Source organism: Flavobacterium sp. W22_SRS_FK3, assembly GCF_052113665.1.
In the GTDB taxonomy this organism is placed as follows: Bacteria; Bacteroidota; Bacteroidia; order Flavobacteriales; family Flavobacteriaceae; genus Flavobacterium.
This window is the reverse complement of record NZ_JBGQOF010000037.1, coordinates 1-16,435: the sequence shown is the minus strand read 5'-3', so window position 1 is coordinate 16,435 and position 16,435 is coordinate 1. Positions and strand designations below refer to the sequence as shown.

At 33.2% G+C, this 16,435-nt stretch carries 15 protein-coding genes and 1 pseudogene; 4 read left to right on the top strand and 12 right to left on the bottom strand.

Features of this window, described 5'->3' with window-relative positions; genetic code table 11:
- The 4 genes and pseudogenes from ACEN2I_RS19435 to ACEN2I_RS19420 all read right to left on the bottom strand — a co-directional run.
- Positions 1 to 2,680: pseudogene (locus ACEN2I_RS19435) on the bottom strand (hypothetical protein); the annotation flags it as partial.
- A 39-nt stretch (positions 2,681 to 2,719) separates the two neighbouring features.
- A complete protein-coding gene (locus tag ACEN2I_RS19430; protein ID WP_441767749.1) occupies positions 2,720 to 3,646 on the bottom strand; it encodes a methionyl-tRNA formyltransferase in 927 nt (308 codons plus the stop codon).
- Positions 3,647 to 3,648: 2 nt separating this feature from the next.
- Positions 3,649 to 4,800: an ABC transporter substrate-binding protein gene (locus tag ACEN2I_RS19425; protein WP_441767748.1), complete on the bottom strand. Its 1,152-nt coding sequence runs from the start codon at positions 4,798 to 4,800 to the stop codon at positions 3,649 to 3,651.
- Positions 4,801 to 4,862: 62 nt separating this feature from the next.
- Positions 4,863 to 5,420 carry a phage tail protein gene (locus ACEN2I_RS19420; RefSeq protein ID WP_441767747.1) on the bottom strand — a complete coding sequence of 186 codons (558 nt, stop codon included), beginning with the start codon at positions 5,418 to 5,420 and terminating at the stop codon, positions 4,863 to 4,865.
- A gap of 490 nt (positions 5,421 to 5,910) precedes the next feature.
- On the opposite strand from ACEN2I_RS19420, the gene ACEN2I_RS19415 reads away from it, so the two are divergent.
- The 4 genes from ACEN2I_RS19415 to ACEN2I_RS19400 all read left to right on the top strand — a co-directional run bounded on the left by ACEN2I_RS19415 (position 5,911) and on the right by ACEN2I_RS19400 (position 10,229).
- Positions 5,911 to 6,267 carry a hypothetical protein gene (locus ACEN2I_RS19415; RefSeq protein ID WP_441767746.1) on the top strand — a complete coding sequence of 119 codons (357 nt, stop codon included), beginning with the start codon at positions 5,911 to 5,913 and terminating at the stop codon, positions 6,265 to 6,267.
- 828 nt (positions 6,268 to 7,095) lie between these two features.
- Complete coding sequence (locus ACEN2I_RS19410; RefSeq protein ID WP_441767745.1) at positions 7,096 to 7,887, top strand: sensor histidine kinase; 792 nt, start codon at positions 7,096 to 7,098, stop codon at positions 7,885 to 7,887.
- Between the two features lie 92 nt (positions 7,888 to 7,979).
- A complete protein-coding gene (locus tag ACEN2I_RS19405) occupies positions 7,980 to 8,648 on the top strand; it encodes a response regulator transcription factor (protein WP_441767744.1) in 669 nt (222 codons plus the stop codon).
- A 396-nt stretch (positions 8,649 to 9,044) separates the two neighbouring features.
- On the top strand, positions 9,045 to 10,229 hold the full coding sequence (locus ACEN2I_RS19400) for an asparagine synthetase B (protein WP_441767743.1): 1,185 nt from the start codon (positions 9,045 to 9,047) through the stop codon (positions 10,227 to 10,229).
- A gap of 83 nt (positions 10,230 to 10,312) precedes the next feature.
- On the opposite strand, the gene ACEN2I_RS19395 is transcribed toward ACEN2I_RS19400, so the two are convergent.
- The 8 genes from ACEN2I_RS19395 to thrS form a co-directional block, all read right to left on the bottom strand.
- Positions 10,313 to 10,747, bottom strand: coding sequence for a carboxymuconolactone decarboxylase family protein (locus ACEN2I_RS19395; protein ID WP_441767742.1), 435 nt, complete (start codon positions 10,745 to 10,747; stop codon positions 10,313 to 10,315).
- Between the two features lie 77 nt (positions 10,748 to 10,824).
- On the bottom strand, positions 10,825 to 11,397 hold the full coding sequence (locus ACEN2I_RS19390; protein ID WP_441767741.1) for a Crp/Fnr family transcriptional regulator: 573 nt from the start codon (positions 11,395 to 11,397) through the stop codon (positions 10,825 to 10,827).
- A gap of 77 nt (positions 11,398 to 11,474) precedes the next feature.
- A complete protein-coding gene (locus tag ACEN2I_RS19385) occupies positions 11,475 to 11,630 on the bottom strand; it encodes a hypothetical protein (protein WP_441767740.1) in 156 nt (51 codons plus the stop codon).
- 226 nt (positions 11,631 to 11,856) lie between these two features.
- Positions 11,857 to 12,288, bottom strand: a complete 432-nt coding sequence (locus ACEN2I_RS19380) for a hypothetical protein (RefSeq protein WP_441767739.1) — start codon at positions 12,286 to 12,288, stop codon at positions 11,857 to 11,859.
- A gap of 122 nt (positions 12,289 to 12,410) precedes the next feature.
- Complete coding sequence (gene rplT / locus ACEN2I_RS19375; RefSeq protein WP_007810721.1) at positions 12,411 to 12,755, bottom strand: 50S ribosomal protein L20; 345 nt, start codon at positions 12,753 to 12,755, stop codon at positions 12,411 to 12,413.
- A 101-nt stretch (positions 12,756 to 12,856) separates the two neighbouring features.
- A complete protein-coding gene (gene rpmI / locus ACEN2I_RS19370) occupies positions 12,857 to 13,054 on the bottom strand; it encodes a 50S ribosomal protein L35 (protein ID WP_007810722.1) in 198 nt (65 codons plus the stop codon).
- A 134-nt stretch (positions 13,055 to 13,188) separates the two neighbouring features.
- On the bottom strand, positions 13,189 to 13,746 hold the full coding sequence (gene infC, locus ACEN2I_RS19365) for a translation initiation factor IF-3 (protein ID WP_371296044.1): 558 nt from the start codon (positions 13,744 to 13,746) through the stop codon (positions 13,189 to 13,191).
- A 16-nt stretch (positions 13,747 to 13,762) separates the two neighbouring features.
- A complete protein-coding gene (thrS, locus tag ACEN2I_RS19360) occupies positions 13,763 to 15,709 on the bottom strand; it encodes a threonine--tRNA ligase (RefSeq protein WP_441767738.1) in 1,947 nt (648 codons plus the stop codon).
- Positions 15,710 to 16,435 lie beyond the last annotated feature (726 nt).

The following is a 16,435-nucleotide window of genomic DNA, read 5'->3' as shown; positions in this document are numbered from 1 at the left end:
TTCCGTTCGATCCACCGTTACAAGACACGTTTGTTTGAGAACCAGTTGCGGTAATCATGGCAGATGGCTGTGTAATGTTAAAAGTGCGTGTTGCTGTACATCCATTGGCATCTGTTACTGTTACAGTATAACTTCCTGCAGCAAGTCCTGTGGCTGTTGCAGCCGTTCCACCTGAAGGTGACCAAGAATAAGTATAACCCGGAGTTCCGCCTGAAGGAGAAACTGAAGCTGTTCCGTTCGATCCACCGTTACAAGACACGTTTGTTTGAGAACCAATTGCGGTAATCATGGCAGATGGCTGTGTAATGTTAAAAGTGCGTGTTGCTGTACAACCGTTGGCATCTGTTACTGTTACAGTATAACTTCCTGCAGCAAGTCCTGTGGCTGTTGCAGCCGTTCCACCTGAAGGAGCCCAAGAATAAGTATAACCCGGAGTTCCGCCTGAAGGTGAAACTGAAGCTGTTCCGTTCGATCCACCGTTACAAGACACGTTTGTTTGAGAACCAGTTGCGGTAATCATGGCAGATGGCTGTGTAATGTTAAAAGTGCGTGTTGCTGTACATCCATTGGCATCTGTTACTGTTACAGTATAACTTCCTGCAGCAAGTCCTGTGGCTGTTGCAGCCGTTCCACCTGAAGGTGACCAAGAATAAGTATAACCCGGAGTTCCGCCTGAAGGAGAAACTGAAGCTGTTCCGTTCGATCCACCGTTACAAGACACGTTTGTTTGAGAACCAATTGCGGTAATCATGGCAGATGGCTGTGTAATGTTAAAAGTGCGTGTTGCTGTACATCCATTGGCATCTGTTACAGTTACAGTATAACTTCCTGCAGCAAGTCCTGTGGCTGTTGCAGCAGTTCCACCTGAAGGTGACCATGAATAAGTATAACCCGGAGTTCCGCCTGAAGGAGAAACTGAAGCTGTTCCGTTCGATCCACCGTTACAAGACACGTTGGTTTGACTTGCTGTTCCAGTACTAATAACACTAGGCTGTGTAATGGTATAATTGCGAGTAGCCGTACAACCGTTGGCATCTGTTACAGTTACAGTATAACTTCCTGCAGCAAGTCCTGTGGCTGTTGCAGCCGTTCCACCTGAAGGTGACCATGAATAAGTATAACCCGGAGTTCCGCCTGAAGGAGAAACTGAAGCTGTTCCGTTCGATCCACCGTTACAAGACACGTTGGTTTGACTTGCTGTTCCAGTACTAATAACACTAGGCTGTGTAATGGTATAATTGCGAGTAGCCGTACAACCGTTGGCATCTGTTACAGTTACAGTATAACTTCCTGCAGCAAGTCCTGTGGCTGTTGCAGCCGTTCCACCTGAAGGTGACCATGAATAAGTATAACCCGGAGTTCCGCCTGAAGGAGAAACTGAAGCTGTTCCGTTCGATCCACCGCTACAAGACACGTTTGTCTGAGAACCAGTTGTGGTGTTAATAGGTGTTCCTGTTTCAGTAATTGTATAACTTTTAGTCGCTGTACAGCCAATTCCATCAGTAATAGTAACGGTATATGTTCCAGCTGCCAAACCTGTTGCAATTGCTCCTGTACCACCAGTTGGAGACCAGCTGTAAGTATAGGAGCCAATTCCTCCGCTTGGAGTAACGGAAGCATTTCCTGTATTGGTTCCCGCACAGCTAATATTGGTCTGCGAGCCTGTTGCAGTGATATTGGAAACACTTAGAGTACCTGAATTTGAATTGGTAAAACAAGTAGAAACTCCGTTAATAGCAGTGCATCTGTATTTGTAACCATTCATGCTCGCTGTTGCTGCAGTAATAGTCAATGTAGCTGTTGTTGCTCCAGAATAAGGCGCTCCATTTGTAATGTTTGCAAAACCACTTCCTGTGTCTACTTGCCATTGGTAGGCTGTCGCTCCTGTCGCGGTAATAGAAAATGTAGTGTTACTACCTGAACAAATACTTCTGCTCGATGGATTAGATGTGACTACCGGAACCGAACAACTTGGAGTTTCAAACAAACGAAAATTATCGACAGCAAGTTCTTGTGATGTTGACGCATTAGCAAAACAATTAAAACGAAGATCCAATGTTGTTCCTGTTCCTGTAATATTTGCTGAATATTCAGTAAATTCATAAGTAAGACCAGCTCCGTCTCCTATTAAATCTCCATTAGTATCCAGAAAAAGCTGATTACTAGAGGCAGCGTTTCCTGCAGGGACATTACTATAAAAGGCTAATGCCTTTATCCATGGGCCTCCATCAATACGATATTCTACTGCTAGAAAATCTTGTGAAGCGCCAAAATCAAGACCTTGCCATCCGCCAAGAGGTGATGCAGCTAGAAGGCCTTTAAAAGATAACCCAGTTTTACCAGATATATTGATGCCGCTCCATGTGACTTGTTGGTTAGCAGATATAGAGCTGTTGCTACAAGTAGGGCCTTTGTCGATATCTTCTCCGGCCCAAATTTTAGAACCTTCAAAACTGGAATAAGCTCCATTTTGCAAGGCAATTCCATTTGGTAAAGTTCTTGTAAAATAAGCCGTGTATGGTGGTCCTGCACAAGAAAAATCTGTAGATGCTGTTCTTGAACCAGAACTTGGAGCCCCACTATCCTCGAAGGTATCGCTCCAAAATTGTGTTTGTGCATTTACTCCTATATAAAAGAGGCAAAGCAACGTAGTTAAAATTAATGTAAAGTTTTTTTTCATAATCAGAGGTTTTAAATTTAAGTTATTGTATTCAAAATATTAAATAACTGTGCTTGGTATTACTGGATATAGCAATGCAAATTGTGGAGGTGTCAGTATACCACAATCGGTACTGATAATTTCAACTGCAATTTGTTTTTTGTCTTCGCAAGCTATGTTGATTGTATTTGTTATAGATACAATTGTTCCAGGTTGATTGTTGTGAAACTGATTTAATAAACTAGCATAAATTATTTTAACCTGTTCTCCTTGTAATGTAGCATGTGCGCCAGTATTCCAAGGGTTGCACGCGTTAATCAATGCTACAATTTCAGTTGCTGACATTCTTTTCCAATTGATATAGGTATCCGATAACTCCGGTTTTTCATGATAATAAGATAATGATTCGTCTTGGGGCTGATTTGGAATACTACTTGCAAATTGTAACATATTTGCCATATTTAAAGTTACTTGAGCCATACGGTCACTTAATTTAACGGTTAGTTTGCCGTAGGTTTCTCCTGCTGGAATTGCTATTGGATCATTAAAAATAATATTACCTTTATCAAATTCAGCGTTCATAAAATGAGCACAAATGGCTGTTTCAGTTTCCTGATTTTTTAATACTTCGAAAATGGGCATAGGTCCGCGATATTGTGGTAAAGGACCTGGGTGAAAATTGATAAATTTATCTTGTCCATAAGACAAAACTATTTCTGGAAGTAAAAATGGAAATGAGATACAAAAGATATAATCGGGTTGGATGTTATCGATCCACACTCTCATTTCAGAGATGCTTTTTTTATTCGGAAAAGATTTAAAACTGATATTACTATCTTCAGATTTTCTTTCTAATGCGTCTATGATTGCATCATTGCCTTGGCCGATGCCAATTCCGCATATAAAATTTTCATATGCCAGTAATTGCAAGCTGGGAAAAGCAAATTTTCCGCCACACAAAACCATTATTTTTTTCTGTTTTTCCATAATTAAATACAGGTATAGCTGTTATGCCAGGCAGATGAAGTATTATTTAATTCTTGAGTAGTTAATTTTTCAAAATGTTTAAATACATCATTTACTTTGCTTTCTATTTGCATTTCACATTTTCCTTCCTTAGTTGCAATTATAGCAGCATTGTATAAAGGTGCAATAGAGGTATTGGTTTTGGAATCAAAATAAATACTGCCTCTCGGACTTTCAAATGTAAACGATTGTAAATCTCCTGCTATTTGAGGGATGTTGTTTTTATGTTTGTCAATTAATTCTATTACTTTTAAAACGATAGTAGCACTTTCCCAACTTAATAACGAAAACAGATTAGGTATTCTGCCTGCAGTTATCATTGTTTCAATGAATATTTTATTTTCCTCAGACTTTAGTTTTTTTGACCATGCTGCGATTCCTTTTATATTGTCACTTGGATATACTGCATCAGCTAACATTGTTTCTTCAAAGCCAAATGGAGGTAAATAAATAGGAAGGTTTTGTCCGTCAAATGAATTTTTAATGCCTTGAAAATACCACTGCACAAAATCGCCGCTAAATAAACTTAATAAGGCGCTATTTGGGAATTGTTCTAAGTGATTTATTAAAGGAGTTATTGTAAAGTCTTCTGTATTATATCCAGTAGCGTGATTAAAAGAAATCGTACCTCCAGTCTCTTCAAAACCTTTTGAAAGACTATAAGTATGTAAATAGCCTCCGTCATAATAACCAGTTACCATACCTGCAGTTATATACCCATCGTTTGTGGCTTGTTTTGCCGCAAGCGCAGCACCTAGAGAATTATGAAGTGAATGATAGAAAATATTTGGACACGCAGGCCATTCCTGAGATAAATTTGCTCCTGCGTCTAAAACGATTAATATTTTATTGGCCGCAAGAAAAAGAGGTCTTAGCAGTTGTGCCATACGATGTCCTATGTAAGCAATTACTATTGAGACATTTTCCTCCAGCAAAAGTTTTTCAGCACTGCTGTAACATTGTTGTTTGTCAGCTCCAAAGCCTATGTTTTCTGTAGCTATTCTAATATCACTTTTTCCCAGATGTTTTAATCCAGAGCGTAGCCCTTCATACAAATCAAAGCCAATAGTTTGATAATATGTTGATCTAGCTAATAAAATCCCTATTGTTTGCATCTATTTTTCAAATAATAAAAAAGGAAATTTTCAATACGAAAATTTCCTTTTAATGATTTTAATTAATTTCTACTTGGAAATATTCCTTGGATAGCAATAGAGTAATTAATTACCAAGTAAGGGTTCATTATTTCGATAGGAATGCCTGAGCCAGCTATATCTGTAGAGCCAGAAATATCGACTCCGCCAGTATAAGTTCCAGTAGTTGCACCATTGCCAGAATAAATTGAGCTTGTAGCTGTAGCTGGAAAATTACCATCAGGTGATGCTTCATCTGCATTTGCTGTAGAAGCTTTTAATTTTATTGATAATTTATTTAATGTATGAACGTGTGCCGGCATATTTGATGGTAATATATTTACGCTAGTATTACCACTAACTTCTCCCATACTATGACTTGGAAGCCCTGGCCCTGTTCCTTGTCCAATTGGCATTCGCCCTTGTAAATCGGGTAAACCAAATGTTGTTTGGCCATTTCCACCATAAGTAGTTCCTAATAATGAAAATAAAGCAGTGTTTTGTGCAATGGATAAAATTTGACCCTGACAGGTCATATACCCTCTTGGGGCAAAATTGAATCCTAAAATTTTAATTTCTCCAATAAATGGTTCTGTTGACATAGTTTTTAGTTATATAGTTAAAAAATAGATTATACTTGCCTTTCCTTTTTATCTTTTCTTATTCATACAATTATTTGATGAATAAATATGTACTTATTATTTAAATTTTATAAGCTCTTCAAAAATATATTATTGGAAAATTTTTTAGTAATAAAATGCCATGAATAGCTTTTTTTATGTCACGAGATATATTATATATGGTAAGTTTAATTTCTTATGGATATAAAAAATTAAGTTGAAAAAATCTAAGAACAGATAATTTTATTAATGCTTTTTTGTTTTATTAACAAAATTAAAGCATAATGAAAAAAGGCGTATACGTATTTATACCTGTTTTTATAAGAAAATAAATTAAAGCAGATATTATAGGTTATCGGTTTAAAATAAAACACATAAATGGTATTTTTGTTTTAAACTGTTAATTTTTTTAAAATAATTCATTAGATTAGCTAAATAATCAATTAACAATTAACCCAAAAAAAAACAAACTATGGCAGAAGAAAAATTTCCGGGACCTATTGAAATCCCATTAGCAATTGCTAAAGAGTGGGAAAAAAGATTTAATGACGATACTACCGTTGAAGATCCAAAGGCAAAAGTAAAAGCTTTTTTAATACCTAGAGAAAGTTTAGAAAAAGTATTAGAATTAAAAACGGAGGCCGTTTGGGCTTATATTGGAATTAATGATAACAAAGAAAAAACGTTGCTTTTTGTTGGGGGAGAACTAGACCCTGAAACAGGGAAGTATATAAATGTTTATGGATCTTCAAACTTACAACAAAATAAATCTGCAGATGCAGATGATAGTGTGGTATATGATGGATCACGTCCTAGCCCGCCTTATTAAATAAAAATATTTTTATAAGTGGATGATTTATTAATATATTCAGGTTATTTTATATTACTAATTAACTTGATTTTATTTTCATATAGCTTTTTCCGAAAGGGAAAAGCTAATGTTTTTTTAATTGCATATTTATTTTTTTTGGTAATTATACAATCTCTTATTGAATGTTTATATCACCTTCATATAAGCAATTTGTTTCTTATTAATGTTTTTTTTATTGGACAAATGATTTTGTTAGGGTTATTCTACGAGTCTATTTTTAAAATAAAGAAACAAAAAGTACTTGTAAAACTTAGTCTGCTTTCAGTTTTACTAATTTTATTTATTCAGCTTTTAATTGATTCAAATCAATTTTTTAAGTTTAATTTATTAGAAATCACAATTACTTCAGTAGTAATTATGGTTTTTGCTTTGATTCATTTTTATAATATGCTTGTTAATTATAAAGAGTACTATTATTTCACAATTGGAGTCATTTGTTATTTATTAACTAGTACAGTTATATATTTAGTTGGTAATCTTACCTCAGATTTAAGTAATGATTTCAAGTACCTTAGCTGGACATTAAATGCATTTTTAATTCTTTTATATTATCTTTTTATTTTATATGAATGGAAAGTAACCTTCTCGAAAAAAAAAGATAAATTTTATTAGATTTTTATTATTCGGTTTGTCATATATTTCAATTTGGATAAAAACTGGTAAAAAAATATCATCTTTTTTGATTTGGGAAAAATCATTTTTTAAATTAATTTTAGGAAGTATTTTTAAATATAATATCTTTGGTTTACTATCATATCCAATAGTAAAATAATACCACACAATTATATGAATGTAAATTCAATCCCGGAAAAAGAAATAGTTGCTATTATTTTATATATCTCGCTTTTTTTTGTAATTGTGTCAATTGCCTTAATCATATTTTTCTATTTTTCGAGAAAAAAAATTATTCAAAAAGAAATAGAAAAAAAAAATTTAGTCCTTGCACATCAAAAAGAACAATTACATGCGATTCTCATTACACAAGAGGTTGAACGCAAAAGAATAGCTCAGGATTTACATGATGATATTAGTTCAAAGCTAAATGTAGTTTCATTAAATAGTTATTTACTTACTTCAGCAAACTTAACAGAAGCTGAAATAAAAGAAATTACGTGTAATATTATCAATTTGACAGCAAAAGCATTAGATAACTCAAGAAAAATTGCTCATAATTTATTACCTCCAGTTTTTGATAAATTTGGACTTCATGCTGGCGTAGAAGAATTGTGTGAAGAATTTGAAAGCTGTAAATCGGTTAAAGTTTATTATCAAAATAAAATTGATTTTGATGAAAACGAAAAAGATAAGCACTTACACGTTTTTAGAATTTTGCAAGAGTTGATGAATAATTCATTACGTCATGGGAAAGCTTCGGAAATCTCAATAATTTTTGATAAGGTTAACGGAATTAATAACTGTTTTTATAAGGATAACGGGATAGGATTTGATTTTAAATCTTCTGAAAGTCAGAGAGGACTTGGAATGAAGAACATTGATAGCAGAATATCTTTTTTAAATGGAAATATTAATATAACCTCTGATAGTAATAAAGGAGTTGAAGTTTTTTTTACATTTTAACAAAATTGATTGTTTTTTGGTTAATTGAATTGTTACTAATGATATAATTTTGTAATTTCGAAATTCTAAAAAAGATTTATATCCAAAAGAAAATGAATGATCTTCTTATCAAAATAGTTTTAGTTGATGACGAAGTCTTATTTCGTAAAGGAATTTCTTTTTTACTACAAAGAGAAAAAAATATTGAAGTTCTTTTTGAAGCATCTAATGGAGAAGAACTGATTTCAAATTTGAATAATAACGAAACTAAACCGGATATTGTTATTATGGATTTGAAAATGCCTGTTTTAAATGGCGTTGAAGCCACTAAAGTTATTCGAAAATTTTTTCCCGAAATTAAAATTATTGCTTTAACTAGTTATGATACAAAATCATTCGTAACAAATATGATTCAGGTGGGCGCAGTTGCTTATTTAGTAAAAAATACAACTCCAAAAGATTTAGTCAATACAATTAATGAAGTTGCAAATAAAGGATTTTTTTACAATGAAAACACTTTAAAAACAATCCAAGATACTGTTTTACATTCAAAAAACGCGAAAATAAATTTAGAATCAGGTTTTTTATCTCCTCGTGAAATAGAGATACTTCAGCTTATTTGTAATCAAAAAACAACTGCCGAAATTGCAGAAGAACTTTTTTTGAGTCCCAGAACTGTAGAAGGACACAGAAATAATTTATTACTTAAAACCGAATCAAGAAATATTGCGGGATTAGTAGTGTATGCTATTCAAAATCAAATTGCAGTTTTGACTCTTTAATTCTATTTGATAAAAAAAATAATGGATAAGATATAATATGCTATAACAGTAATTGCTAATACGCAAAGAGCTATTTTTTGTAATAGATTTAAGTGTTTCGATTCTTTATTAGTTTCTTTAATTTTCATTTTTCTGAAGTTTATTATTGGGTTATCAAATTTAATCAGAATATTTTTTTTGTTTGTAAGTATTTATACTTGTTTTTGTTATGGTCTAAAAAAAAATAATAAAAAAATAACGATTTTTTTGAATCCGTAAAATAAGTATTTCTACATGGTTTTTTAATGCTTCCTTTATACCTTTACAATAAATAGTTATATCAAAATGAGACAAAGTTTATATGTTGTATTGTTGTTAATATCTTTATCCGCTAAGGCTTCGTTCATACTTCTTCCTATGGATGAAACTTCACAGCAAAATCATCTTAAAGCTTATGGAATAACCTATTGGTGTTTGAGTAAAGATTATAAAGCAAGCTGGCTATTAAATTATCGTGGTGGTTCATTTTTGCTGCCTGATACTGATGAAATTCGCAAAGAGTGTAAGATTCGTGGGGTAAGTTTTGAAATTCTTTCAGATACTGAAGAAGCTTCCATTTTAGATGAAATTTCGAGCCCTTCTCAAAATATGGAATCCGTTATTCTTGAAAAAGCACCTAAAATTGCTGTATATACCCCAAAAGGAAAACAACCTTGGGATGATGCTGTAACAATGGTTTTAACGTATGCTGAAATTCCGTTTACACCAATTTATGATGAAGAGGTCTTGACTGATCAGTTGTTGCTATATGATTGGTTGCATTTACATCATGAAGATTTTACAGGCCAATATGGCAAATTTTATGCTGCTTATAAAAATACACCTTGGTATATTGATCAAAAAAAAGATGCGGAAGCTTTAGCAGAGAAATTAGGATATGCTAAAGTTTCACAAGAGAAAGGAGCGGTGGCAAAAAAAATAAGGGATTTTGTTATTGGAGGAGGCTTTATGTTTGCAATGTGTTCTGCAACTGATAGTTTTGATATTTCTTTAGCTGCAGATGGTGTTGATATTTGCGAAGCTATGTTTGATGGTGATGCAAGTGAATCTAATTATCAATCAAAATTGAATTATGGAAATTCTTTTGCATTTAAAGATTTTACATTAGAAAGAAGACCAGAGCAATATGAGTTTTCAGATATTGATATGACTATGAAACGTAGAATTTCCCCTGAAAAAGATTATTTTACATTAATGGAGTTTTCAGCAAAATGGGATCCAATTCCGAGTATGTTGTGTCAAAATCATACTCAATTGGTTAAAGGGTTTATGGGTCAGACTACTTCTTTTGATGCCGCATTAGTTAAATCAAATGTTTTGATTATGGGAACTTGCGAAGTAAATGGAGAAGCACGTTATATCCATGGTGAAAAAGGGAAAGGAATGTTTACTTTTTTTGGTGGACATGATCCGGAGGATTTTCAACACCAGGTAGGTGATCCGCCAACAGTTTTGGATTTGCATCCTAATTCTCCGGGATATCGATTAATTTTGAATAATGTTTTGTTCCCGGCGGCAAAAAAGAAAAAATTAAAAACGTAGCTTCTTCTTAAATAAGTGATAAAAATTAAAAAAACCAAACCCTAATTAGAGGAGTTTGGTTTTTTAGTTATTATTTCATTGAATTATATTGCTCTTAACCCTGTTGTAATAGCAAATCTATTCCATGAATTGATTGCAATAATAGCAAGGATAATTTCCGCTAAGTATTTTTCATCAAATAAACGGGCAGCATTTTGATACGTTTCTTCTGATACATGATTACTGATTAAAGTTACTTCTTCTGTTAAGGCAAATATTGCTTTTTCTTCTTCAGTATAAATATCAGCTTCACGCCAAGCGCTTACGAGGTAAATACGCTGTTCTGTTTCACCATGTTTTCGAGCATCTGCAGTATGCATGTTAATACAGAAAGCACAACCATTTATTTGGGAAGCACAAATTTTGATGAGTTCTTTATGAGTCGAAGTCAAAGATGTTTTAGAAATATAATTCTCTAAATTCATAAGGGCTTGATAAGCTTCAGGAGCAACTGTTGGGATAACGATTCTTGGTTTCATTTTACTTGTTTTTAAAGTTGAAACAAAGTTCAGATAATCATATTTTATAAATCTTGAACTACTTCAAGAAATAAGCATTATACTTTTCCTGCTCTTATTTTACTCATAAATTCTGCAGAGAAATCAAGATAGGAGGCAAGCATGTATTGAGGAACACGCTGAACGAATTCTGGATTCTGACTACTAAAATAGTGATATCTTTCCTCAGCCGACATCGTGAATAAAAATTTGATACGCATCTGTGCGGCGCCAAAAGTTTTTTGGGAAACAATTCTAAAATAACGCTCTAATTTTGGAATCTTAATTAATAAAGATTCAAGAACAGGCTTTTGTATTGCAATCACATCACAATTCTCAATAGCCTGAATATAAAAGTTAGAAGGTACCTCATTATGATAACTTAAGTAATCAGTTATCCACCAGTTTTCAATAGCAAATTGAAGCGTTTGTTCTGTTCCTTTCGAATTAATTATATATTGCCTGAAACAACCTTTGGTTACAAAATACATCGTGTTGCAAATTTGGCCTTCTTGTAATACGTTCTCCTTTTTTTTTATTTTGGAAATGTCTAAACTGGATTCTAAAATATTGATATCTTTTTGTTCTAGGTTTACGAATTTCTGGATATGGTCAAAAAGAGCTGAGTGCATTTTATTCAAATATTAAGGTTCTATAAATGTATTTACTTAAATTGATTGTTAAAAATCGAAAGTGAATAGTTCATTATCTAATTATAGAAATTCATTTCAAAAGAACTATTTATTTTTATACCGCTCGCAACAGCTGCATTCCAGTTCGCATTTTCGATATAATTACGTAATTGAGTTATGATATCATTTTCAAACTTTTGATTTTCTATATTAGGAAATTTTATATCTATCACAATATTTGTAACGCTATTGTCTCTCTTTATTATAAATTTCGTTTTTGCGAAAAAATCTCTTTTATTTTTACTCTTCACGAATCCATTAGAAAACTTAAAGTTCGATATAAAATCTTTTAAAATTTCATTTTTTTTGATTAAGAAATTCATTTGCTTTTGGATAGATTAAGCAATAGTCATCAACTTCGTCTGGATATTCAAATTCATCATTTATTCTACTCATTACTTATAGGCTATCTGCTGTTTTTTCTATATTTTTTGTAAAGTTTGCTCCGTATTTTATATTCAGTAGTTCATTTGATGCTTTATAATAACAATTAGTTTTTATTTGATAGCTGTCATTGTTTGTTTTCATCCAATATGAATCATCATCTGTCTCTGGTGACGTTAAAAATTGTATTCCCTTTTTCTTGAGCAATTCGGTTAAAAACGGAAAAGACCTATTATGATCTTTGTCAGTATATCCATTAGGCATAACGTTATAATAGACTTCTTTTGATTTAAAATCTTTTTTTGCTCTGTCAATTTCAGAAATGCAGTTATTGTCTCGTTTATAAACCATACCAATTATTGTATTGACAGGTTTTTTGTCAATCTTATTTTGTTGTGCTACGATTGTTAAATTATAGAATATAAACAAAAAGGGAATAATTTTCATAGTACAAATTTATATTTTCTATAGTTATGTAGAATTAAAAACAGCTATAAAAGCAAAAACCATTCGCTTTGCGAATGGTTTTCTATGATAAGTAAGTAATCTAAATTGAGTTTATAAAACGTTTATTTTACTTTATTAAGTATTGCTTTGAAAGCTTCAGGGTGGTTCATAGCTAAATCTGCAAGAACTTTACGGTTCAATTCGATTCCGTTAGCTTTAACTTTACCCATGAATTGAGAATAAGACATTCCTTCCAATCTGGCTCCAGCATTGATACGTTGAATCCATAATGCACGGAAATTTCTTTTGTTTTGTTTTCTATCGCGGTAAGCGTAGCACATTGCTTTCTCTACTGCATTCTTAGCAACTGTCCAAACGTTTTTACGTCTACCAAAGAAACCTTTGGCTTGCTTCATTATTTTTTTTCTTCTTGCTCTTTTAGCAACTGAATTTACCGATCTTGGCATAATTTTAATGTGTTTTTGTAGCAGGCGTCCTGAATTGAATCAAAGGAACTTAAAAGCCATACTCCAAGGTTATATAAATAATTTTTTAACCTAAAGAATTATTAGATAATTCTTAATTGTTGTTTAATGCTTTTCATATCTGTAGAGTGAACTAGCGCTGAGTGTGTCAAAGCTAATTTACGTTTTTTAGATTTTTTAGTCAAGATGTGACTTTTAAAAGCATGCTTTCTTTTAATCTTTCCAGAACCAGTAACTTTAAAACGTTTCTTGGCGCTAGATTTGGTTTTCATTTTAGGCATTTTTTCCTAGTGTTTTAATTTATTCTTACTTACTTATATTTTCAAAAGCTTTAGGCTTTAGGCTTTAGGCTTTAGGCAAAAATTTAAATATACTGATTGCTTAAAGCTTAGAGCTTATTGCTTATAGCAAATAATTACTTTTTCTTCTTCGGAGCAATGAACATGATCATTCTCTTTCCTTCTAAAACAGGCATAGCTTCAACTTTACCATATTCTTCTAAATCTGTAGCCAAACGTAGTAATAAAATTTGTCCCTGATCCTTATAGATAATAGAACGCCCTTTAAAGAATACGAATGCTTTTAATTTAGCACCCTCTTTTAAGAATTTCTCTGCATTCTTTCTTTTAAATTCGTAATCATGCTCATCAGTTTGAGGACCAAAACGAATTTCTTTTACTACAACTTGTGTAGACTTAGCTTTTAAAACCTTATCACGTTTCTTTTGTTCGTAAACAAATTTCTTATAATCCATGATTTTACAAACTGGCGGCTCAGCGTTTGGCGATATCTCAACTAAATCCAATTCGAATTGATCTGCCAAACGTAACGCTTCTGCAAGCTTAAATACACCTGGTTCGATGTTTTCGCCTACTAGTCTTACTTCTTGTACACCACGAATAAGATTGTTTATTCTGTGGGCATCTTTTTTTTCTACTCGAGGTTGATAACCTCTGTTGCTTCTTATTGCTATGACTTTATAATTTAAGTTAAACTGTAAAAACTTTTAATGTCTTTTTTATTTCTTCGTTTACAATAGCGACAAATTCATCAATTGTAACTGTAATATTCCCTTTTCCTTCTTGACCATGACGACGAATAGAAATTGTTCCGTTTTTCTCTTCTTCCTCACCAACAATCAGCATAAATGGTATTTTTTGCATTTCTGCATCTCTAATTTTCTTACCAATTGTCTCACTTCTGTTGTCAATTAGGGCGCGAATTTCGTGATTTTCTAGCAAATCTAAAACTTTTTTAGCATATATTTCGTATTTCTCGCTCAAAGACAAGATTATAGCCTGTTCGGGCATTAGCCAAAGTGGGAAATTTCCTGCAGTATGCTCTAGCAAAATAGCGATAAAACGTTCCATCGAACCAAAAGGAGCTCTGTGGATCATAACTGGTCGATGCAATTCATTATCAGCACCTTTATAGGTTAATTCAAAACGCTCAGGTAAGTTATAATCGACTTGAATTGTACCTAATTGCCATTGTCTTCCTAAAGCATCTTTTACCATAAAGTCAAGCTTCGGGCCATAAAAAGCAGCCTCGCCATATTCTACTACAGTATTCAAGCCTTTGTCAGCTGCAGCATTGATAATAGCATTTTCAGCTTTCTCCCAGTTTTCATCAGAACCAATATACTTTTCTCTGTTTTCCTGATCTCTTAATGAAATTTGAGCTGTAAAGTTTTCAAAACCTAACGAACCAAATACATAAAGTACCAAGTCAATTACTTTTTTAAACTCTTCATCTAATTGCTCTGGAGTACAGAAAATGTGAGCATCATCCTGAGTAAATCCTCTTACACGAGTTAAACCATGCAATTCACCAGACTGCTCATATCTATATACGGTACCAAATTCGGCATAACGCTTTGGTAGATCTTTATACGACCAAGGTCTCACATTGTAAATTTCACAATGGTGAGGGCAGTTCATAGGTTTTAATAAAAACTCTTCGCCTTCTGCAGGAGTGTGTATTGGCTGAAAACTATCAGCACCATATTTAGCATAGTGACCAGAAGATACATAAAGCTCTTTCTGACCGATATGTGGCGTAACTACTTGTTCGTATCCTGCTTTCTTTTGCGCTTTTTTCAAGAATTGTTCCAAACGATCTCTCAATGCAGCTCCTTTTGGCAGCCATAAAGGCAATCCTTGTCCAACTTTCTGAGAAAAAGCAAACAATTCCAGTTCTTTACCTAATTTACGGTGATCACGACGTTTTGCTTCCTCAAGAAGTAAAAGATATTCAGTCAAGTCTTTTTGTTTTGGGAAAGAGGTTCCATAAACGCGAGTTAACTGTTTGTTCTTTTCATCACCTCTCCAATAAGCGCCGGCAACACTCATGATTTTCATCGCTTTGATAATTCCGGTATTCGGAATGTGTCCACCACGACATAAATCTGTAAAAGTCGAATGATCGCAAAAAGTAATTGTTCCATCTTCAAGATTCGTAATCAATTCAGTCTTATAAACGTTGTCTTTATACATTTCCAATGCATCAGCTTTAGAAACAGGACGCATTTTAAATTCATGTTTCTCTCTGGAGATTTCTAAAACACGGTCTTCAATCCTTTTAAAGTCGGTATCAGTAATTTTTTCTCCTTCAAAATCTACATCATAATAAAATCCATTCGCAATCGCTGGTCCTAGCGTTAATTTAGCCCCAGGATAAAACTCCTCAAGAACCTGAGCCATCACGTGCGACGTCGAGTGCCAGAAAGCTTTCTTTCCTTCGTCGTCATTCCAGGTGTATAAAATAAGACTACCGTCGGTCGTTAATGGGGTTTCGGTTTCTATTGTTGTACCATTAAAGGCTGCCGAAATCACATTTCTTGCAAATCCTTCACTAATGCTTTTAGCAACCTCCATCGGAGTAACGCCTGAAGCGAACTCTCTAATCGACCCATCGGGTAAAGTAATCTTAATCATTGTTTATAATTTTGTGAATGCAAATATAAGGCATTACTAAAATACATACAATATATAATGTACAAGTTTCTACTATAATATATACGAGGTGTTTTTTGACTATATATTAAGGATGGTTAATGTTTTGTGGAAGTGTATTTTTTTTCAGGAGCTTAATTCCGCTGTCCTTCCAAATCTTTTACGCCGAACCCCGGCGCAAAAGGATTTTCCCTTCCATCGGGGCTAAGGTTGTAGTATTGATAAGATCTTGCGTGTATGTTATGCTGTATATAAGTAAAAGGAAAAGAACTCTAAACTCTATAAGTATTATAATCATCAAATAATAGTATGCTTATTGTATGTATGCCATTAAACATAGAAAATATGAAGGAAAGTTAGTATTTTATGCAATAAGCCTGCTTGCAATAGACAAGACAAGATAAAAAGCGTTTTGTATGTATGTAATTATCCTCAAAAAAAGGAGCAAGATGCTATTGAGCTGTTAAAAAGAACCTCTTTGAAAAGCTATTTATTACTAAAATAATCTTTAAATAGGAAAAAACTTATATAATTTAAAAAAAGTTTGAAATGTAAAACTTATGTTTCCAGTAAGTTAAGAAAAAGGTTTGAAAACCATCAGAAAAATCAATCTAAAAAGCTTGCAGAACTCAATAAAGGTGTTACTTTTGCACCCGCAACAGCGACAGGCGTTCTTCGAAATACTGACAAGCATACGAATAGATACTG

Excerpts from the sequence above, each read along its gene's own strand:
- ACEN2I_RS19430 (WP_441767749.1), bottom strand. The coding sequence starts at position 3,646 with ATGGAAAAACAGAAAAAAATAATGGTTTTGTGTGGCGGAAAATTTGCT.
- ACEN2I_RS19425 (WP_441767748.1), bottom strand. The coding sequence starts at position 4,800 with ATGCAAACAATAGGGATTTTATTAGCTAGATCAACATATTATCAAACT.
- ACEN2I_RS19420 (WP_441767747.1), bottom strand. The coding sequence starts at position 5,420 with ATGTCAACAGAACCATTTATTGGAGAAATTAAAATTTTAGGATTCAAT.
- ACEN2I_RS19415 (WP_441767746.1), top strand. The coding sequence starts at position 5,911 with ATGGCAGAAGAAAAATTTCCGGGACCTATTGAAATCCCATTAGCAATT.
- ACEN2I_RS19410 (WP_441767745.1), top strand. The coding sequence starts at position 7,096 with ATGAATGTAAATTCAATCCCGGAAAAAGAAATAGTTGCTATTATTTTA.
- ACEN2I_RS19405 (WP_441767744.1), top strand. The coding sequence starts at position 7,980 with ATGAATGATCTTCTTATCAAAATAGTTTTAGTTGATGACGAAGTCTTA.
- ACEN2I_RS19400 (WP_441767743.1), top strand. The coding sequence starts at position 9,045 with ATGGATGAAACTTCACAGCAAAATCATCTTAAAGCTTATGGAATAACC.
- ACEN2I_RS19395 (WP_441767742.1), bottom strand. The coding sequence starts at position 10,747 with ATGAAACCAAGAATCGTTATCCCAACAGTTGCTCCTGAAGCTTATCAA.
- ACEN2I_RS19390 (WP_441767741.1), bottom strand. The coding sequence starts at position 11,397 with ATGCACTCAGCTCTTTTTGACCATATCCAGAAATTCGTAAACCTAGAA.
- ACEN2I_RS19380 (WP_441767739.1), bottom strand. The coding sequence starts at position 12,288 with ATGAAAATTATTCCCTTTTTGTTTATATTCTATAATTTAACAATCGTA.
- rplT (WP_007810721.1), bottom strand. The coding sequence starts at position 12,755 with ATGCCAAGATCGGTAAATTCAGTTGCTAAAAGAGCAAGAAGAAAAAAA.
- rpmI (WP_007810722.1), bottom strand. The coding sequence starts at position 13,054 with ATGCCTAAAATGAAAACCAAATCTAGCGCCAAGAAACGTTTTAAAGTT.
- thrS (WP_441767738.1), bottom strand. The coding sequence starts at position 15,709 with ATGATTAAGATTACTTTACCCGATGGGTCGATTAGAGAGTTCGCTTCA.